The organism is Bacillus sp. CGMCC 1.16541 (assembly GCF_003184905.1).
Taxonomy (GTDB): domain Bacteria; phylum Bacillota; class Bacilli; order Bacillales; family Bacillaceae_H; genus Priestia.
The window spans coordinates 265,442-286,448 of the sequence record NZ_QFRU01000005.1; the positions used below are offsets into that span (position 1 = coordinate 265,442).

Annotated in this window: 21 protein-coding genes and 1 riboswitch; of the genes, 1 reads left to right on the plus strand and 20 read right to left on the minus strand. The window is 35.8% G+C overall.

Going from position 1 to position 21,007, the window contains the following annotated elements:
* Nucleotides 1–23: 23 nt before the first annotated feature.
* The 10 genes from DIS06_RS09335 to DIS06_RS09380 form a co-directional block, all read right to left on the minus strand.
* Entirely contained in the window at nt 24–995 is a 972-nt protein-coding gene (locus tag DIS06_RS09335) for a YpdA family putative bacillithiol disulfide reductase (RefSeq protein ID WP_110112994.1), read from the minus strand.
* Between the two features lie 192 nt (nt 996–1,187).
* Nucleotides 1,188–2,468 carry a Glu/Leu/Phe/Val family dehydrogenase gene (locus DIS06_RS09340; protein ID WP_110112995.1) on the minus strand — a complete coding sequence of 427 codons (1,281 nt, stop codon included), beginning with the start codon at nt 2,466–2,468 and terminating at the stop codon, nt 1,188–1,190.
* A gap of 404 nt (nt 2,469–2,872) precedes the next feature.
* On the minus strand, nt 2,873–3,469 hold the full coding sequence (locus DIS06_RS09345; RefSeq protein WP_110112996.1) for a genetic competence negative regulator: 597 nt from the start codon (nt 3,467–3,469) through the stop codon (nt 2,873–2,875).
* 125 nt (nt 3,470–3,594) lie between these two features.
* A complete protein-coding gene (locus DIS06_RS09350) occupies nt 3,595–4,512 on the minus strand; it encodes a MerR family transcriptional regulator (protein WP_110112997.1) in 918 nt (305 codons plus the stop codon).
* A gap of 99 nt (nt 4,513–4,611) precedes the next feature.
* On the minus strand, nt 4,612–5,382 hold the full coding sequence (locus tag DIS06_RS09355) for a metallophosphoesterase (RefSeq protein WP_110112998.1): 771 nt from the start codon (nt 5,380–5,382) through the stop codon (nt 4,612–4,614).
* Between the two features lie 8 nt (nt 5,383–5,390).
* Nucleotides 5,391–5,780, minus strand: coding sequence for a hypothetical protein (locus DIS06_RS09360; RefSeq protein WP_162595926.1), 390 nt, complete (start codon nt 5,778–5,780; stop codon nt 5,391–5,393).
* An 84-nt stretch (nt 5,781–5,864) separates the two neighbouring features.
* Nucleotides 5,865–6,323: a YpbF family protein gene (locus DIS06_RS09365; protein ID WP_110113000.1), complete on the minus strand. Its 459-nt coding sequence runs from the start codon at nt 6,321–6,323 to the stop codon at nt 5,865–5,867.
* A gap of 142 nt (nt 6,324–6,465) precedes the next feature.
* Nucleotides 6,466–7,056 carry a CPBP family intramembrane glutamic endopeptidase gene (locus tag DIS06_RS09370; protein ID WP_239421971.1) on the minus strand — a complete coding sequence of 197 codons (591 nt, stop codon included), beginning with the start codon at nt 7,054–7,056 and terminating at the stop codon, nt 6,466–6,468.
* Nucleotides 7,057–7,061: 5 nt separating this feature from the next.
* A complete protein-coding gene (locus tag DIS06_RS09375) occupies nt 7,062–8,576 on the minus strand; it encodes a RecQ family ATP-dependent DNA helicase (protein WP_110113001.1) in 1,515 nt (504 codons plus the stop codon).
* Between the two features lie 30 nt (nt 8,577–8,606).
* Complete coding sequence (locus DIS06_RS09380) at nt 8,607–9,656, minus strand: YpbB family protein (RefSeq protein ID WP_110113002.1); 1,050 nt, start codon at nt 9,654–9,656, stop codon at nt 8,607–8,609.
* 253 nt (nt 9,657–9,909) lie between these two features.
* Between DIS06_RS09380 and DIS06_RS09385 the strand changes: the two genes are divergently transcribed.
* Nucleotides 9,910–10,158, plus strand: coding sequence for a ferredoxin (locus tag DIS06_RS09385; protein WP_110113003.1), 249 nt, complete (start codon nt 9,910–9,912; stop codon nt 10,156–10,158).
* A gap of 46 nt (nt 10,159–10,204) precedes the next feature.
* On the opposite strand, the gene DIS06_RS09390 is transcribed toward DIS06_RS09385, so the two are convergent.
* The 10 genes from DIS06_RS09390 to DIS06_RS09435 all read right to left on the minus strand — a co-directional run bounded on the left by DIS06_RS09390 (nt 10,205) and on the right by DIS06_RS09435 (nt 21,006).
* Nucleotides 10,205–10,780 carry an ECF transporter S component gene (locus tag DIS06_RS09390; protein WP_110113004.1) on the minus strand — a complete coding sequence of 192 codons (576 nt, stop codon included), beginning with the start codon at nt 10,778–10,780 and terminating at the stop codon, nt 10,205–10,207.
* Between the two features lie 155 nt (nt 10,781–10,935).
* Nucleotides 10,936–11,076, minus strand: a riboswitch (FMN riboswitch).
* Nucleotides 11,077–11,294: 218 nt separating this feature from the next.
* Nucleotides 11,295–12,002, minus strand: coding sequence for a peptidoglycan DD-metalloendopeptidase family protein (locus DIS06_RS09395; protein WP_110113005.1), 708 nt, complete (start codon nt 12,000–12,002; stop codon nt 11,295–11,297).
* A gap of 88 nt (nt 12,003–12,090) precedes the next feature.
* Nucleotides 12,091–13,242 (minus strand): hypothetical protein, encoded by a 1,152-nt coding sequence (locus DIS06_RS09400; RefSeq protein ID WP_110113006.1) that lies wholly within the window; start codon nt 13,240–13,242, stop codon nt 12,091–12,093.
* Nucleotides 13,208–13,768 carry an RNA polymerase sigma factor SigX gene (sigX, locus tag DIS06_RS09405; RefSeq protein ID WP_110113007.1) on the minus strand — a complete coding sequence of 187 codons (561 nt, stop codon included), beginning with the start codon at nt 13,766–13,768 and terminating at the stop codon, nt 13,208–13,210. Before sigX ends, DIS06_RS09400 begins: the two co-directional genes overlap by 35 nt.
* Nucleotides 13,769–14,016: 248 nt before the next feature.
* Nucleotides 14,017–15,804, minus strand: coding sequence for an ATP-binding protein (locus DIS06_RS09410; RefSeq protein WP_110113008.1), 1,788 nt, complete (start codon nt 15,802–15,804; stop codon nt 14,017–14,019).
* Entirely contained in the window at nt 15,804–16,520 is a 717-nt protein-coding gene (locus tag DIS06_RS09415; RefSeq protein WP_110113009.1) for a response regulator, read from the minus strand. Before DIS06_RS09415 ends, DIS06_RS09410 begins: the two co-directional genes overlap by 1 nt.
* A 289-nt stretch (nt 16,521–16,809) precedes the next feature.
* Complete coding sequence (ccsB, locus tag DIS06_RS09420; RefSeq protein ID WP_110113010.1) at nt 16,810–17,991, minus strand: c-type cytochrome biogenesis protein CcsB; 1,182 nt, start codon at nt 17,989–17,991, stop codon at nt 16,810–16,812.
* Nucleotides 17,991–19,631, minus strand: coding sequence for a cytochrome c biogenesis protein ResB (gene resB, locus DIS06_RS09425; RefSeq protein WP_110113011.1), 1,641 nt, complete (start codon nt 19,629–19,631; stop codon nt 17,991–17,993). The genes ccsB and resB overlap by 1 nt, the downstream gene beginning before the upstream one ends.
* A 12-nt stretch (nt 19,632–19,643) precedes the next feature.
* A complete protein-coding gene (resA, locus tag DIS06_RS09430) occupies nt 19,644–20,165 on the minus strand; it encodes a thiol-disulfide oxidoreductase ResA (RefSeq protein ID WP_110113012.1) in 522 nt (173 codons plus the stop codon).
* 115 nt (nt 20,166–20,280) lie between these two features.
* A complete protein-coding gene (locus DIS06_RS09435) occupies nt 20,281–21,006 on the minus strand; it encodes a pseudouridine synthase (RefSeq protein ID WP_110113013.1) in 726 nt (241 codons plus the stop codon).
* Nucleotide 21,007 lies beyond the last annotated feature (1 nt).

The following is a 21,007-nucleotide window of genomic DNA, read 5'->3' on the forward strand; positions in this document are numbered from 1 at the left end:
TCCTTTTCATCACAAATAGATCATTACATTTTATTCTTATTTTTTATATAGGTAGCGATTTGCTCTCCGTGAAATCGGCCATTTTCAATAAAAATCTCATTTGCATTATTTCCAGCAGCAATCACACCTGCTATAAAAATCCCTTCAACATTCGTTTCCATTGTTTCTTCATTATATAACGGCCTACCAGTTGCAGAATGAATTTCTACACCCATCTTTGTTAAAAAGGAATGATCAGGATGATAGCCGGTCATGGCAAAAACAAAATCATTTGGAATTGTATATTCTTGATCACCTTGAACATAGGTGACTGTCTGTTCAGTAATTCCCTTCAAATGTGCACCAAATTTCATATTAATCACTTCATGACGCACTAAGGCTTCAAACTCTGGAAGAATCCAAGGCTTTACACTTTTTGAATATTCTAACCCTCGATATAAAACTGTTACACGAGCATCCGATTTGACTAATTCTAAAGCTGCATCGACACTAGAATTCTTTCCACCAATAACCACAACGTCTTTATCAAAGTATGGATGAGCTTCTTTAAAGTAGTGATAAACTTTTGGTAAATCCTCACCTGGAACCCCCATATAATTCGGATGATCATAATAGCCCGTTGCGATAATGACGTATTTCGTTTTATAAGTTTCTTTCGATGTTTTAACTATAAACGTACCATCTTTTTGCTTTTCAACTAAACTCACTTGTTCAAACGCATTTATCCTTACTTTTTTTCGTTTGACTACTTCTCGATAATAAGCAAGTGCTTGATTACGAACCGGTTTGCGGTTTTCTGTAATAAAGGGTACACCACCAATTTCTAATTTCTCACTAGAACTAAAAAACGTTTGGTGAGTAGGATAATGATAAATAGCATTTACAATATTACCCTTTTCAATAACTAGAGGGTTCATCCCTATATTTTGTAATTCAATAGCAGCAGAAATTCCACAAGGACCTCCCCCTACTATAATTACTTCTTCATTCCTCACTTCATTCACTCCTTCATTTATCAACAACTACATTTAAAATTGATAAAAGTGCTCAGTCCTATTAGCATAAAAGAATGTTCTCCTTCTATTATGCTTAAATCCTTGTCTTTTTTATTTTAACGATCATCATCTAACTGAAAAATCCCCTATCTAATGATAGGAGATTTTTTCTATGCATGCAATTGTTCTGTTTTAAATCCATCCTCTAAATCGAGATGCTTCTGCCATTTTTCGCACCCCGACCATATAGGCAGCCAGACGCATGTCTACCTTACGAACCGTTGACGTTTCATAAATATTATTAAAGGATTTAACCATCACTAATTCTAACTTCTCTTCTACTTCTTCTTCTGTCCAATAGTAGCCTTGGTTGTTCTGTACCCATTCAAAATAAGATACAGTTACCCCACCTGCACTTGCTAACACATCTGGAACAAGTAAAATACCTCGCTCAGTCAAGATTTGGGTTGCTTCTAGTGTTGTCGGACCGTTAGCGGCTTCTACAACAATGCTCGCACGGATGTTATGAGCATTTTCTTCAGTAATTTGATTTTCAATCGCCGCAGGGACTAAAATATCACAATCAAGCTCTAATAATTCTTTATTGCTAATCGTATTGTTGAATAACTTGGTAACTGTACCAAAGCTATCACGTCGATCTAATAAATAATCAATATCTAAACCATTTGGGTCATGAAGAGCACCGTAAGCATCAGAAATTCCAACTACTTTTGCTCCAGCGTCATGCATAAATTTCGCTAAAAAGCTTCCTGCATTTCCGAATCCTTGAACGACAACACGAGCACCTGTTAACTCAATTCCACGCTTTTTGGCTGCTTCCCTAATGCAAATAGTCACACCTTTTGCAGTCGCTGTTTCACGACCATGAGACCCGCCTAAAACAAGTGGCTTTCCTGTAATAAAACCAGGAGAGTTAAATTCATCAATACGGCTATATTCATCCATCATCCAAGCCATAATTTGGGAATTCGTGAAAACATCTGGTGCAGGAATATCTTTTGTTGGGCCTACAATCTGACTAATTGCCCTTACATAGCCACGACTTAAGCGCTCTAATTCCCCAAAGGACATGTTTCGCGGATCACAAACAATGCCACCTTTTCCTCCACCGTAAGGTAAGTCAACAATACCACATTTTAAACTCATCCAAATTGAAAGCGCTTTAACTTCTTTTTCAGTAACATTTGGGTGAAATCGAATACCACCTTTTGTTGGACCAACTGCATCATTATGTTGAGCACGATAACCGGTAAATATTTTTACTGAGCCATCATCCATACGAACAGGAATTTTGACTGTCATCATGCGAATTGGTTCTTTTAACAATTCAAATACTTCCTCAGGATAGCCTAGCTTTTCTAAAGCTTTATGTATCACAGTTTGTGTTGATCTTAGTACATCATGTTTTTCTTCTTGATTGTTTACTTGGTCTTTCGTCTTGTCGGCTACCATCTGTGAACCTCCTAAAGTGAATCAAATTATCAATTCGTTGATGCTACTTTCATGACATAGTATACACGTTTCCATAAATTATGCAAACAAAAAAATTCACTTTTCGTATTTTTTTGTACACTTAACAGTAAACGCTTTCAAACATCTTCTAATAATGATAAAATAATCATTCTTCCCCTTACATGATACAACTTATCTTCTCCATTTTCCACCTAAAATGACTAAAAAAATAGTGGATGTATTGGTTTTTAAAAAGACCATTTAGTTAAACAAAATAACGCTTGTTCAACTAAATGGTCTTTTTTATAACTTGATTGTTTTTATAAAAACCTGTAACTAACCTACATCAAGTCGCTATGTTTAATAGATTATTTTAAAAATAATATTGCTTTAGAAAGGAGCTGTCATTTAAATGTGTTTGAAATATAAGTCATTGCTTCAGACTCTAATAACAGCTTTCCATATTCGTGAACTCGATGTTTTGTAATAGTAGAAGGATGACCATACTCAGCAAGCAGTGCAATTAAATCAGACATTTGAACTTCTACTAATTGATCATGATCAAACAACAAGTAAAAACGGTTATCATATGAATATAAAGCGCCTCCTACTTTATAAAGGAGCGACAAGCGGTTTGCAAGTTGAATAACATCTTCAAATGAACAGAACTCAAAAAATACATCTGTGCTTTCATCTAAGGTAACTTGCATTTCAATATACTCATCTATATATTCATCTTCATCTTCATCAATTTCTTCACTATCTTTCGTTGTGACAATAATAACCATACCTTGCGCTTGAAGTGCAAATACTTCAACAGACAGAGAGCTAGTTGGCTGAAAGCCTAATTCATCACACGCTTGTTCAATCATCTCTCTAAATAGTTGCTGAACCTTAAACGAGTCACGCCATAAATCTTCCTTTGTTAATCCTCTTTCAGATAAATCATCATACGTTAAAAACACTTTGATCTTATCATAATTTAATCGTTCAAGCCTCATGTATGCCCCTCCCCGCTCGCGCTCACATCTACATGATTGTACTTAATGTAGCATATGTAATTTTTGGAAAACGGTTCGCACTATAATCATGAGTTTACATGTTTCTTTTTAGAAAGACAAGCATGTTAAGCGTCTAATTCTGCTAATTTTTCATTCAGCCATTCATTCCAAGAATCTTTTGTATGTCCTACTACAAAAGGTTGTGCTTTTTCACGCTCATCCTGATCTAACATATCAAAAGCATAACCACCTAATCCAACATGCACACCAGGAAATTGCTTCTTCATTTCAGAAGCCACTTCTACTGTTTTCAATGCATTATCTGGCATTGTACAAGACATAAAGAGGAATGTGGGATTTACTTCTTTCACAATCAAAGGCAAGTCTTTTTCCTCAATACTACTCCCTAGATAAATCACTTCGAACCCTTTTCTTCGTAAAAAGAAGGTAAAAATCAACAATCCTACTTCATGCGTTTCTCCCGGTCCACATACAGCAATCGTTTTTGGAAGTAAACCACTTGAAGGTAGCGAATAAAAGATCATGCTAATTCTTGCTTTTAATAACTGAGACGCGTAATGTTCGTGTGCGCTGGTAATTTGCCCTTTCTCCCACATGTCTCCAATTTGTACAAGAGCAGATCCTAAAATGTCCATGATTACTTTTTCGACTGCATATAAGCTAAATGCGTGGCTAATTAAATCTTGCGCTTTACTTTCCTCAAAAGATAATAATGCACGTAATAACTCTTCTTTTATCTTCTGTGGTGAATCCACCGTTCCGTGATTTTCGTCTTCTTCAACCGATGTGCTTTCTGTTTCTAACAATGACACAGCTTGACTAATTGTAAAGCCGCTATTTACTTTTTCTGTTAACCATTTCAGCTTTTTAAAGTCTTCATCTGTATATAAACGATGACCTGATTCATTACGAACAGGATTTAAAATATGATACCGTCGCTCCCACGCTCTAAGTGTTCCTGGCTGAATATCAACCATATTTGAAATGGCTTTAATATTATATTTTCCTTCTTGAGAAGCCATACATACCCTCCAACTACTTTATGAACTGTGTAAGATACTTGCATTATAGTCTATCCTATTTACTATGTAAATTTTGTATATGCTTATGTAAGCTGAAGGTTATTTTGTACGACTAATAACAATATAATGCGTTTCTGAACGTGCCCCGAGTCGAAATGGTATAGCTGTCGTTCCATATCCATTACTCACAAATAACGTTGTGCCGTTTACTTCCTTCAATCCTCCTATTTCATAAGGACCGATTCCAAAGAAACGAATTTGCCCTCCGTGTGTATGTCCACTTAAGACAAAATCAATTTTATCTTCCTTTTTCACTTTATGAATAATAGAAGGATTATGACTAACTAAGATTTTAAAGCTCTCTTCTTCACAGTCCTGTAAAGCCAGATGTAGTTGCGCTCTCTTCTTCGACGTATCATCTACTCCAAGTAAATCAAAAGACTCTCCCTCTGCGGACTCAAACTTGACAGCTGTATTATCTAAAATAGTCACTTGCTCACTTAGCAATAACGCATCTAGCTCGTGATAATCAACTTCATAATCATTGTTTCCCCAAACAAAATACACTGGACCTAATTTTTTTAACTGTCGGATGTTATGGAGGACTCTTGAGAATGGCACTCCCTTTTCTGTTAAATCTCCTCCTATTATTACAATGTCTACTTTTTCTTTTATTTTATGTAATAAGCGGTCTGGTATTGTTCTCCGATGAATATCAGAGATAAAAAAGATACGTAACGATTCAAATGTTTTTGGAAAGCGTGAAAGTGTCATATTATGATGAACGACTGAATTTCGCTTAGCTTCTATCCACATATAACCAATAAAAATAAGTACAAATAAACTTGCACAACCAATTAATAATGCCATACTTCCTCCTACAGCTGCCTATCTACAGCTTGCTTTCGTAAATCTATAGAAATAATACCATAGATGAAAGAGAAACATAATATGAGCAAGGTCTGCCAAAAACCAAACGTAAACAGAATAAAAAAGCTAGCACTCATACATAAAGACAAACCAACATTTGACCATGATAACGGACGTTGCTTTTTTATCATGTACATTTGTTCGATTGCTGTACGAATGAAGACAGAATAGCATAAAAATGAAAGAGAAAAAGCGAACATCACAACGATATATTTAAGTGGACTCATCAACATTTGAAGAAAAAGATCGGTTACACGAAAAGAAACATTTATCGGAACCCACCGAATGACAAGAGAATGACATACAGCTGCTATGACAAGCAAAATGAGTTTTTTCATCACACCAACTCCCCCTCTTTTTTTGTTTTATGAAACGAAAGAGGGGTTTATGTTAAAAGATTTTAGTTGTAAACTGATACACTTTTACTTGTTCTCATGATACAAATTAATATCATATTCATTCTTCATAAGTTCAAACACATTGTGCCTTGATTCCCACTTTTCATGTGTAGGCCATAAATCTTTGCTTTTTTGAATAATTTCACACCTTAAATCATGAAACTCTTTTTCAGCTTTCTCACCTTTTTTATGAACTTGTAAAAGATGCACATACAGTGACATGACAGCAAGTATCATAAATAAATGATACGTTTCATTTAAAATAAAACCAATGACACCACTAATACTAAACATAGAAAGATGAGAAAGTGAAAAAAACAAATAACATCCAAATAAGATTAATGCTCCTAAAAAGGCAAATGTGAGCCTTTTTTCTTTTCGCTTTAATCCATCGAACTTCTTCTTTCGCTCAATAACACTTTGTAACATATACTTCGTCGGCTCGTCCGTTGAATGGTGCAACTTTTGAATGTTACGTTCCATTTCGACACCCCCTTGTGTTTACTACACGATATGAGGTTGTCTACTCGTTTATGTTACAATCCTTCATTAGTTATGCTAACTGTTTTTACATTGCTTCTGTCGGATACGGCGGTATTCTGATACAGCTCTACTCTTCTGTCACCTAAACACCCTTACTCTCGTTAAACCTTATATGCAACCCTAGCATAAAATCAATTAAAAAATGAGCAACAATGGTTACAAACAAACTCTGTGTTAGCTCGAATAACCACCCTAAAAAAAAGCTTAATGTCACAACCATGACGAGCAAAAACCATTTACTTAAATAGCGAATATGCATAAGCGCAAATATGATACTAGCCCAAATGATGCCAAAATGAACTTGCAAAACACCTCTAAACAGCAGTTCTTCTGCTATTGCAACAACAAAACATAACAAAATCAATTGAATAAGTGAAAGGTCTTTAAATATTCTTTTGTTAATTCCCCCGTCATCATACATATGAGGAGGTAGAAGCTTCATAAAGAGTATATCCACCAGTACAACAATAACTGCACTTCCACCTCCATATAGGAGAATAGGAACGAAATCAAACTTAAAATACGAAGTAATTTCAGTTACACTTTTATACTTCCAAAAACCTATTCCTAGTGCGATACTAAAGAGAAATAATTGGGTCATGTACAGTTGATGTAATAATTCTCTGTGAGACATTTCATCAATTATTTTTTGTTGATTTTTAAACATATCCATTTTATTCACTCACTTTGACGAAGTAACAAAGCTAACTCCTTTTCCCAACCATTGAACATCCACTGTTTAGTGGCATTGTTTTTTTTATAATAATCTTCAAACTGAATTCCACATTCATCACAACAATTCACCGGACGATTTAAAAGTCGATCATCAAAGTAAGCGAGTAGCACTTCTCTTCGACAACCTTTGGTTAAGATGAATTTCGTTAATGCCACATGCTTTTTTTGTTTATCTTTAATCCGCTTGTTAATCGCTGCTACAACCTCTTTATAGATTACTTCTAGATTAAATTGTCGATTGATTCCTTCTTCATTTAATACTTGTTCTTTCTGTAAATAATAACGAATAAATCGCCAATGCGTTTCATGTATACCTACAATACGACTAATGTGGTCCTCCAGTTTTCTCATTTCTTCTGGCCCTTCATAAGCTTTAATCAACAATAAAACTTGTTGAACAATTGTTGGTGTCGGTAACTCCATCTCCATTAAAGAGTAGGCTAAGTCATTGTCTGACTCATGATAAAGTAAAACTGCTATGCTATCATTCCCGTCTCGTCCGGCTCTCCCAATTTCTTGAAGATATGCTTCAAGTTGTGTGGGAGGGTGATAATGCACAACAAATCGGATATTATCCTTGTTTACTCCCATACCAAATGCACTTGTACAACAAATAATATCAATTTGATTGTTAAGGAATTGTTGTTGCACTAACAAACGTTGTGATTGCTCCATACCTCCATGATAATACTCCACTCGCGTATCGTAGTGACTTTTTAGGAAAGCTGATAACATTTCTGTCCAAGCTCGACTTGAACAATATATAATACCTGGCCCCTCCAATACTTTTACATATTCAAGTAGCAGCTGTTTTTTCTCTTCTAAATCCATCACACGTTGTACACTAATCGCAATGTTAGGACGATCAACAGAATAAATATGCTTTGTTACATGATCTAAGTTTAAATATTGAAGAATATCATTCACTACCTCTTTAGTAGCAGTAGCTGTTAACGCCAGTGTAGTTGGTTTTTCTAAAGCCTCCCATACACTTCCTAGCCGTAAGTAATCTAAACGAAAATCATGTCCCCACTGTGAAATACAATGAGCTTCATCAACAACAAACAAGCCGATATTGGCTCGTTGTAACGCCTGAAGGACTTTTGAACTTTGTAAAATTTCCGGAGACGCATAAATAAATCGATACGATTCTAAATGATGAAGCGCATGTTGTTTTTCACCTTCTGTTAAAAAGCTATTTAAAGCGACTACTCTCTTTTCACCATTTGCTTTTAATTGCTGCACTTGGTCTTCCATTAATGATAGCAGAGGGGAAACGATAAGTACTGGTTGATTCATCATATAACCAGGTAATTGATAACATAATGATTTCCCTGTTCCTGTAGGTAAGACTGCTAACACATGCTTTTTATGTAAAATGTCTTCAATAATCTCACGTTGACCTGTCCGAAAATGATTAAAGCCAAAAACTTTTTGTAACACTCGTTCAATTGTCAATTATATCACCACTTTTATATTCAAATGCATTTATGCAAACCATTTTGCAAGCACAATCCGGATTTGAAAATATGAAATATCTTCTCCTACATGTTCTTTTATGTCTTTCAACTTATGTGTTTCTAATACATTAACCGCTTCTTTCACTTTCAGTTGAGACTCTACCGATACATAAGAATCAATTGTAAAATCAGGAACAAGTAGCGCTAACTCTGCAATATGATCTTCGATTGTACTTACTTTTAAACGACGAATGGATGCAATTTCCTCAATCGAGTAATGACGCTTTAAAAGAGAAAATGTGCGCAATGTCGATGCTGTAATTGGTAAGTGAACATTCAAGTCTTTTAGCAATGATGACAACACTGGAAACAGTGAGTATTGGTCATTTATTAAATGGATCATTTTATGAACAACCCCTAATTGAAGAAGGTGAACATAAGACTCTTCTATCTCGTACATAGCCGCAACTTGATGTTTAGTAAAACCAATTTTTTCATATCCCGTCAATTGTAACACAAATAAATCCGCATCTCGCTTTGAACACTCTTGTAAACAACTCTTCATTTCTTCATACAATTGAGTAGCAAGATCTTCTCGATTGGCTTTGTTTTTAAGTAAATAATCTTTAACCCACATAAATGTTGCTTCGTTTTTTGTGACCGGTATAAACTGTCGATTAAAGTATTGCAAATTGGATAGCGTTTGAAATAAAAGTGTAAGCCTCTCTATAAAGAGAACTGTGGCGTTTGTAAATTGCCATCCGTTTAAGGAAGGTGGAAACGGATGTTCTCGAAGTTGCTCGTTTAGATATTCTTGTCCAGCTGTTGTAATGATATATTTTTGTTCATCCACTTTCATAATTAATTCGTTTTCAATCAGTTTTTTCACTTCAAGTGAAAATGTTTGCTTATTTAAGTATGAAAAAGATTGAAACAAAAAGGATAAGCGATACAATTTGCTATCTTGAATGGTCTGTGCTGATTTTTTCCCCACTAATAGGTGATAAACACCAAATACTGTACGCTCACCTTTAAACTTTTCAATACAATATAAAATGACAATCGCAATATAACTCATCTCCACACCCCTTCTTCTACCTTCATTTTACCAAAAACAAATTAACTCCTCACACCTTACATTTCTTTCCCACGTTTAGTTCCTCCTATATAGGGAATCAATAGTAGTGAAACCCTTGTCTGATAAGTATTCTCAGTCACTTTTCTATTGAAAAGTTTTAAGAACAGCCTTACAATAAATAGTGAGAATGTTACCTGTTTGTAAAGAGCAGAAATAATAATGTGAGTTCATTACTTTTTTGGGAGGTCTTGTTATGCCAAAGTACACAATTGTTGATAAAGAGACTTGTATTGCATGTGGTGCATGCGGAGCTGCTGCACCTGACATTTATGATTATGATGATGAAGGTATTGCATTCGTAACATTAGATGACAATGAAGGTATTGTTGAAATTCCTGACGTATTACTTGATGATATGATGGATGCTCAAGAAGGTTGTCCAACGGATTCAATTAAAGTTGCTGACGAACCGTTTGACGGTGACGCACTTAAATTTGAATAGGTGATGAAAAAAGTCCCTCCTAGTTTGAACTAGGAGGGACTTTTTATTAGACTGTCGCTTGCTTGACAATCCATGTTCTCATTTTTGTAAATAACAACATAAAGATGATACCTGTCACAATTCCCTTTATAAAATTAAACGGTAAAATCCCCGTAACAATTAATTGTTTTGCTTCCTCACTTGATAACGCTGGTGCTTGTAAAAACATTGTATAAGCTGGCAATAATACATAGTAATTTAACACACTCATTAAAACCGCCATTGCAATTGTACCTACCACTAATCCAATTGTTATCCCTTTTGTATCACGGTATTTTCTGAACATATATGCAACAGGCAGGATGAACAATAACCCTGCAACAAAGTTTGCGACCTGTCCAACCGGCACTCCTGTCATGCTTCCTTGAATCATATAATGTAGAAGGTTTTTAATGCCTTCTACTATAATCCCAGCAATAGGACCATAAATAATAGCTGCTATTAATGCAGGTAGTTCACTAAAATCAATCTTTAAGAATGGTGGAATGCCTGGCAAAGGAAAATTAAACATCATCAATACATACGAAATACTACTTAACATTCCCAAAGTGACTAGCTTTTGTGTTTTTTTTGTTTGTTCCATAAAATCCTCTCTCCTTTTCGATCCACCTCTTGCTAAGAAGAAAGATTCAAGCAGCTATACCAAATAAAAACTCCCTCAACAAAGAAGCTGAGGGAGAGTGTTTTTCGGCAAGCTCAATAAACGTTCAACAAACTAAGTTTTTTGAACGCTTGAACCTCCATCCTCTCCCATCCAGACTGTACTGTCGGCTTTGGAATCACACCAAATCCTGCTCGTTTTAACAACAAGCTCGCGGACTTAAAACATTATAGTTTATCACCGCCGGTCGGGAATCTCACCCTGCCCCGAAGATAGATCATCATTTAATTATGAGTTCATTATACGTTATCTCGAATTAAAAGGGAATAAGAAAGTATTGTAATTTAAAAATTTATGAATGATTATTCACTTTTCACCCTAACTTTACTTTCCATAATAGACAGAATAAAACATCCCTTGCCTATCTATCCAGTCATTTTCCACTGAATACTATAAGCAAAGAATGTGTTCATAAAATCTTTTCCGCACCGGGTTTTTAGTTTGTTAAAGTTGTTTGTACTTTCAGTGCTTGTCCAATATGGAGAAGATCAGAGCTCAATTGATTCAACTTCTGTAACTCTTCAACCGTCACGTCATGTTTTTTTGAAATACTCCAAAGTGTATCACCTTTACGAACTGTAACAACACGTGATACCTGTGTTTGAGGTACTTGCTTAAACACAACTTCTGTTACTTCATCAGTAAGATAGGTATAAAGCTTTGTTTGATCTAAAACCATCAACGGATTAATGGCATTTGATTTCTCAATGTTCCACGTTCCTTTATGTACCTCAAAATGTAAGTGAGCTCCTGATGAACGCCCTGTGTTGCCAACTTCTCCAATTTGTTGAGAAGCTTGTACACGTTCACCTTCTGTGACAAACCGTTTATGCAAATGTGCATAAACGGTTTCATAGCCATTGTCTTGTTCAAGAAAAACAACATGTCCATACGTATCTGAATAATAAGAGCGCGTTACTGTCCCGCTACTAACAGCATAAACAGGCGTACCTATTGATGCCGCAATATCAATCCCGTAATGTTGTTCATTTCTTGAGCCAAATACATCGGTCATAACCCCATCTACAGGCCAATGCCAACTTTGTTGCTCTTCGGCCTTTGCCATCTTCCCACTAACAAAAAGCAAACCAATACAAAGTCCCATAATAAGTACAACTAAAATCCTTCTAGCTAAATCAAGCATTACGTACAGCCTCCTATGTATGTTTCATACATACATATACTGTACGCAAATTGCATTTTTTATAGACCATTTTTTGTAAAAATATTCATTATGGCTCTACTACATTAGGTGCAACAGGTGTTTCTTGAAGCTCATCGACCTTTAATTCCCCTATTTGAGGATTAGCAAACCCTTTGAAGCGAACGGCTTTATAACCAAAGTCTTTTGCGGTAAACATGAGTGCATAGAGCATATAACGTAAAGATTCAATCTCTTTTTCGTTAACGGATGCATCAAACTCGTATATAACTGTTTCGTTTTCAATTGTTACTTTAGGAATATTGATATCCTCTGGAATAGAAGCCTTTAAAAAGTATGTGTCATTATCTTTCTTCATGACTTCTAAAGCTGCATTGATTGTTTCAAAGGGTTGAGGTGTCGGAACCAGATAAGTTGGATGTGATTCACTCGGTTGATAAGTCATATACCCTTTTTGTTTAGCTGGATTAGGTGAGATCTCAACATACTTTCCTAAGTGTCCAAACTCCACTCCTTTTGTGTCCCCTGAGTAAAGTTCGACTTTTTCAAATGGTAACCAACGAAACGTTTCTTCTAGTGACTGTTGAAAGACAACCTCTCCTGTCCCTCCTAAATTAGCCGTAAATCCCTCTGGTACACTTACCTTTACACCCTCTTTTGATTCGACTAGTTGTACTTTTTCCAGCATATTTTCTGATAATCCTAACTGCTCTTCATTGACGGTTTCAGAAATACTTTTTATATCCTCTACTGTAATTGGTTCTTTTTTATCGATAATATATGTTAAAGGAACAACAATTTGAGCTTGTGGATCGGGAATACCAATTGTAATGAATTTTTCATTTCGATTTTGTAACGAAGGTTGAACCGCCAGTGAAGGATTTACTTCTTTGCTCTCAAATAGTTGTGGCTGATCTTCTTTATCTTCTGACTTCTTTTCATATGGTGTTGCTTCGTCTTTGCGTTGTAATTCATTTAGTGGACGTTCACTCGACTGATGATATACATTTTGTTGTTGAACAAACGACATAGAGACTACAACAATAATGAACACAGCTGCTATTGAAGCGATACTAGGTACTAGCCAAAGTTTCTTTTGAGGTTTTGACATTTTCTGTTCAGTTTGTTGATAAATTTGTGTAGGTGTTCGTTCATCTCGAATGGTTGGCATTTGCGAGAGTAGTTCTTCAATTTGTTTTTCGTTCCATTTTTCTTTGTTCATTATTGCTCCCCTCCTTTTCAGCTAATCTTGTCATTTCTTTACGTAAAGCTTGAATAGCACGGTGTTGCGTTGTTTTCACTTTGCTCTCCGTCCACCCTAAGATCGCTGCTGTTTCTTGAATTGACAACGATTGAATATAACGTAAAATAACAACTGAACGTTGATCTACCGTACATGTATCTAAACATCGATACATCATCGCAACTTCTTCACTTTGAATAGCAACCTCTTCAGGCAGAAGGTTATTGTCTGTAAGCTGATTGGATGTCCAATCAAACAGATTCATCACTCTATTTTTCCAACTCGTTTGTTTTCTTAAAAAATCAATGGCAACGTTTCGAGCAATTGAAAATAACCATGTTTTTTCATGACTCTTTCCTTCAAACCGATCATATGACTTGAACACTCTTATATATACTTCTTGAACAAGATCTTCCGCTTGATCACGATCTCGTATCATATACACTAAAAATTGAAAAACATCTTGATGATATTTTTCATATAGGTGATGAAAAGCTGGATTCAAAAAATTTCCCTCCTACTCCTATTTATATAGTCGTATCTAGCCACCAAAACGTTACATTACGTTTTCATTTTTATTTTCTTGATTTTCCCTTCAATGAATCACAATATGAGTACTTAATGAGGAAGTTCCATGACTGCATACACATTCCCTCTCATTATAAGGGATTTCAATCTATTAGAAAGTAAAAATTCGGTGGACGTTTATCTCCACCGAATTTTTACTTTCTATATGTTTCGTATGAAACAAGATTATTCGTCATCATTATGCTGTTTTCGAGGTAATGTAATGGAAAATGTCGTTCCTTCATTTAAAATACTATGAACACTCATTAATCCATCATGAGCTTCTACAATATTCTTGGCGATGGCTAAGCCTAGACCTGTTCCCGCTTTTCCTCTCGTTCTCGCTTTATCTGCTTTGTAGAAGCGTTCAAATACAAATGGCAAGTCTTCTTGAGGAATCCCGACGCCTGTGTCTTTTACTGCTAAACGAAGTTCATGATCTGTACTTTCTAACTGTAAAGCAACTTCTCCACCTTCATCTGTATGACGAATAGCATTGTCAATTAAATTTGTTAACACTTGCTCAATCCGATCTGGATCCAAAAGAATTGGCTTTTCTTCTTTTACCGTACTATTTAGTCTCAAGTGAATATGTTTATCCTTCGCCAACCCTTGAAACTTACGTAAAACTCGCTCGGTAAACTCCATGATGTCTATATACTCAGCATGAAGCTGGACATGTCCAGCTTCCATACGAGCTAAATCAAGTAATTCGTTAACCAGTCTTCCCATTCGAAGCGACTCATCATGAATGACTTTTGCAATTTCTTTTTTCTCTTCATCCGTACTTGCAATATCGTCGATAATCGCTTCACTATACCCCTGTAACATTGCAATAGGTGTACGCAGTTCGTGTGAAACATTCGCAATAAAATCTTTTCGTAACTTGTCTAACTTTCTTTCTTCTGACATATCTCTTAATACGGCTACGGCTCCACGAATTTTTGTTTGATTATAAAGAGGAGACATTAAAATAACCCACGTTCTCCCTTGAATGGTCACTTCTGTACTTTGTTCTTCTTCACTTTTTACAACTTCTTGAAATAAGTGAGATACTTTTGAAGGAAGCTCTGAAACATTCTTATTATCCATTCCTTGCTCATAATACCATGCTCGTAAAAAGTGTTCTGCTGGGGGGTTTGTGATTAACATCGCTCCATCACGATTAAATGTAATGACTCCATCTGCCATACTACTCAAGATGCTTGAAAGCTGCTCTTTCTCTTGACTGAGTGCATTAATATTAAATTTTAATTGCCTCCCCATTTGATTAAAAGCAATGGCAAGCTCTCCAATTTCATCATGTGTTAAAATGGGAACTTTTGTGTCAAAATTTCCTTTGGCCACTTCAAAAGCTGCTTGTTTCATTTTTCGTAAAGGTGCTGTAATTCTAGTCGATAGGAAAAACGCGAAGATAGTTGTTAAAATAATAGCAATTCCCGCGGCTAGAAAAATGAACTTTGTTGTATATTTTGCAGGTTCTTCTATCTCTGATAAAGGCTGATAGATATACACAGCGCTTTGACCGTCACGAGACTGAAATGGTACACCTACAATATAGATAATTGAATCTTTACTACTAGTATTGTTGCTTAAATCGTTACGTTTTTTTACAAGTTCACCTTGTGTCAAAACTTTTTTTAAATCTTCATCCTTTTCAACTAATGCCATCATGGTATCTTTTTCGTACCAATGATCTTTTGGCGAATGCCAATACGACTGATTTCCTTTTATAATGAGCATATCACTCGTATCTACTAATTCACGAGCAATTGATAAACCTAATTGCTCATCTTCAGTCTCTTCCACAATTTTTGCAATCTTTGAAGCTGTTTTTGTTAAATGATTTTCTGACTCTTGCAAATAAAACGTTTCAAAAAATTGCATTAGCAGCATGGTCAATACAAACAACACAAACGATACTAGTAGTAAAATTGTAAACCACAGTTTTCCTACTACGCTACGCCAAAACATTATTCAGCACCAATCTCAAATTTATAGCCTACTCCCCATACGGTTACAATCATTTTGGCAGCTGCAGGTGAAACTCGGTTTAGTTTTTCTCTAAGTCGTTTAACGTGTGTATCAACCGTTCTCAAGTCCCCAAAAAAGTCATAATGCCATACTTCACGCAACAATTGTTCACGATCATATACTTTATCTGGCGTCTTAGCTAAAAAACAAAGTAGTTCATACTCTTTTGGAGTCAAACTTACTTCTTCACCATCTGCTGTTACACGATGCGCATCATTGTCGATTACTAAATGCGGAAACACAATTAAGTTCTTCGCACTTGTATCTGTCGTTAAATAGCTAGTCGGTGACGAACGTCGCAGCAATGCTTTAACGCGCAAAATCACTTCTCTTGGACTAAAAGGTTTAACAATGTAATCGTCTGTTCCCACTTCAAATCCTTGTACACGATTCGCTTCTTCTCCTTTTGCTGTTAACATGATAATCGGCGTCGCTTTCTTTTCACGAATATATTTACAAACTTCAATGCCGTCTTTCCCTGGCATCATAATGTCTAGTAGAATTAAGTCATACTCATTATTTAACGCTTTATCTAGTGCTTCATCTCCATCTTCAGCTTCTTCAATCTCATATCCTTCTTTTTCTAAATACATCTTTAATAGTCTTCTAATTCTTTCTTCGTCATCCACAATTAAAAGCTTCGCTTCATTTTGCATCTTCGTATCCTCCTAACGATAGTACGCTTCTACTTACCATTCTATCGGTATTTTCATGAAAATAAAAGAGAATGTCCCCTACGTAAATAAGGGAATTTTAAAAGCTGATATCGTAAATCTTGTAGCTATTTAATAAGTATGAACGTAGTTAATTTTCACGAAACCACATTAAAATAGCATTTTAAAAAAGAGCCATATAAGAGAACGCTGTATGAGTAAAAAAACCTGCCAATCAATCCATTGCTTGTAGTGGATGAAATCAGGCAGGTTTTGTATCCCGTGTTACTTCTTATGCATAAGAGTGTAAACCAGCAATTACTAAGTTTACAACGACTAGGTTAAACATAATGATAGCAAAACCAACGACTGCTAGCCATGCTGATCGCTCACCGTGCCACCCTTTTGATAAACGCAAATGTAAAAATGCTGCATAGAAAAGCCATGTAATAAGAGCCCATACTTCTTTAGGATCCCAGCCCCAAAATCGAGTCCAAGCAATCTGTGCCCAAATCATCGCAAAAATTAACCCACCTAATGTGAACACTGGAAACCCAATTGCTACTGAACGGTAACTAATTTCATCAACTAAATCTAAGTTTGCCTTTTTTACGAGTGGTTGTAATGCCTCTCCAATTCGTCGACGTAAAATCAAACGTAACAAGCCATATAAAACAAGCCCACCTGCTAACGACCAAACTAGCGTATTTAAATTTTGAGCATTAATAATGGCCGGAACCTCCAAGAAAGGTTTCATTGCTCCTTCTGTTAACAACTCACCTTGATGTGGCCCTATTAAAACAGGTAATTCATATGTTATTTGTGCTTGTTGCTCATTTTTATCAATCCAATTAAACTGTGCTTCATACTTCATTGCACTAAACGTCATTGTTATTAAAATAAACGCAAGCGTACTAACTAAACTATAAATAATAAACTCTAACCAAAATGTTTTTTTCGTCTTTTTTGTTTGATCAACTGATTTGATTAAATAAATTAGTGCAGCGATAAAGCTAACGGCTAGAATGGCTTGTCCAGTTGCTGTTGTAATTACATGAATGTATAACCAATGTGTTTGCAAAGCTGGAATCAGTGGTGAAATATCTCTTGGAAACATGCTTGCATAGGCAATGATTAAAAGAGCGACAGGTAATGCAAACAACCCGAGTGCATTTAGTTTATAAATAAAGTAAATCCCAATGAATGCTCCAACAAGCATCATGCCAAAAAATGTTGTAAATTCGAATAAATTACTAACAGGAGCATGTCCTGCAGCTATCCATCTTGTAATAAAATAACCTAACTGTGCGACAAACCCAACAATTGTGACGATAATACCTAATGTTGCCCATTTACTTATATTTTGTGAACTTCGTTTATCACGAATCGAACCACCAAAAAAGAACGTTGCGAATAAATACGCAATAAATGCTGTATATAATAGATTACTACTTAAACTAGCTAGATCCACCATTAAACCTCCTTAACATGTTCCTTTTCTTGCTGAACTTGATCCTCTAATTCTGTAAATGATGTACCAGTTAACGTTTTATTTAATTCATTTCTTAGGCCATACCAATTTTTATTCGTATGAGCGGCTAACCATATATCGTTATCAACTCGTTGAATCCATAAGCGACGATGATTCCAATACATACCTTGAATTACACCAATCATAAAGATAGCTCCACCTAAGCCTAAAATCCATAATGTTAAGTCTTTTCTAACGGTTAGACCTGTTACATTCTTCGTTTCAACCCCAGCAAACGACATTTTGTATTCGTTTTCTCCGAGTGGTTCAAGATTTTCACGAATCGCTACAAACGCAACCTCACCTTCTGGTTTAGAAGGCGTTATCATTTTAAATACAAAAGCTGGATTGTTCGGTATTCTCGTTTTCGTATTTGGGTTACCATCACTATCAAAAAAGAAATCTGGGAAATAACTTACTAACTCCACTTCGTGTCCTTTTCCTAGGTCATACTTCTTTTGAGGGTTATGCAAATCCACCTTTAAATTTCCAAATGATTCGTTTGATGCTTTATTTACTAAATTGAATGACATCGCACTGAATTCGTTTAACTTATAGTCTACTTGATACATGGCGTAACCTTCATGTTTAAGAGGTTGATTGACTCGAATCTCATAATCTTTTAATTTTTTAAGCTCAGGTTCTGCCCCATGTACGATTTCACCTTGACGTTCGTATAGGGTCACGTCCGCTTGATAGTTTCGAACAACAGCACCATCTCCAACACGATTAATTGCATCTTCAAAAACTTCTTTCGATTCGTCTTTGTTGTACATCTCAACTTTAAACTGTTCATTTTTCAGATAGTATTGTCCTTCTGTTCCTGGTACAACTTTTGTCTCACCTTCTCGAAGCCATAGCACTTCATCCACATACATGCCGGGAACAAATCGCAACATCGCTCCAATTAAGAAGATAATAAGACCAATATGATTGACATATGGACCCCATCGTGAAAAACGACCTTTCTCTGCAAGAATGTTACCGTTTTCTTCAAAGATGTGATAGCGCTTCTTTTTTAACGATTCTTTCACCTTGTTATAATCAGCTTCGGTCCACTCTTTTGTCACACTAACAAGACGTTGACGTTTTAAGAAGTTAGGGTGTTTTTTAGGATTTTGTTGTTTTAATGCACGATGTAACGGTATCACACGGTCTAAACTACAGATAACAAGTGAGATACCAATTGACGCAATTAAAATCATGTACCACCATGAACCATACAGGTCATGGAATCCTAATTCATAATATAGTTTCCCAGTCCATCCATACGTAGTTTCATAGTGTTCACTTGGAGAAGCAGTGGGAGGTATGTACATTTCTTGTGGATAAATCGTTCCTAGCGCTGATGCAATAAGTGTAACGACAATGAGCCATACACCTACTTTTACAGACGAAAAAAAGTTCCATATTTTATCAATTACTGTCTTGTTATACGTTTGTGAACGCCTTGCACTTCCTTCGTACCTCATATCTAATACTGTTTTAGATGTCACATCTTCTTCTATGGGCTTCCCACACGACTCACATAAAACGGTACCGTGCGGGTTTACATGACCACATTCACATTTTACCTGTTTCATTGCCAAAACTCCCTACGGTTTGATCATTTCCATATACTCATTGATTTTCTTTTCATCAAGTCCTCCGATAAACACATCTACCACTTTACCATCTGGATTAATTAAAAAAGTTGTCGGTAATGGACCTACTCCATAGGCATTTATTACTTGGGCTCCACGGTCAATAACAACAGGAAATGACAACTTATAGCGATTGACAAACTGTTGAACAGCTACGTTTGTCTCATCATTATTGACAGCTATAATTTCAACACCTTGATCTTTATATAAGTTATATTGCTGTTCCATGACAGGCATTTCTCGTTCACATGGCTTACACCACGTTCCCCAAAAGTTTAAGAAGATACCTTTCCCCTTATAGTCGGATAACTGATGTTGTTGTCCTTGTAAATCTGTTAGGACGAAATCAGGAGCTTGGTCTCCAACGGTTATTTTTTGTTTGTCGGTAAAGAAATTTACGTACAGCGTGTACCCTAGCGCTGCTAATAGTACGGATAAAATGATGGTTCTCATGAGCAAACGCTTATTCTTCATTGTTTCAACCTCTCTAAAACGTTCTCAAAAATTTTTTCGTACCAATTATATCATTTTTTCACTATACAAATGTTGAAAATATTATGAAGGTTATGTGACACAAACTGGTAAAGAATTATTTACCAGTTTGCGCCATAGAATATAGTTGTTTCACTTCATGTGATGATAATTCTCGAGCTTCTCCTGCATTAAGACCACGCAAGTCTAAGAATGCATAACGCTCACGTTTTAATTTCAAAACAGGGTGACCAATCGCTTCTAGCATACGGCGAACTTGACGGTTCTTCCCTTCATGAATCACTAATTCGACAATCGCTGTTTGTTTGCGTTTATCGATAGACAACACTTTTACTTTAGCAGGAGCTGTCTTTCCGTCTTCTAATACAACCCCTTTTTGCAGTTGTTTAATTTTTTCACGCAATGGAATACCTTTTATTTTTGCCACATACGTTTTTTCAATTTTGTATTTAGGATGCATCAATAAATTAGCGAATTCTCCATCATTCGTTAATAAAATAAGGCCTGATGTCTCATAGTCTAATCGACCAATTGGATAGATGCGTTCTTCTGTGTATGGAAAGAAATCCACAACTGTTTTACGCCCCTTATCGTCGTTAGCAGCTGAGATAATACCACGCGGTTTATATAATAAGAAATATACAGGTTCTTCACGTTCAAGAGGAACACCATCTACTTCAATCTTGTCTTGATTCCCTACTTTAGTACCAAGCTCTTTTGTTACTTGACCATTTACTTTTACTCGACCTTGTCCAATTAATTCTTCTGCTTTTCTTCTTGATGCAACTCCTGCATGTGCAATCACTTTTTGTAATCGTTCCATT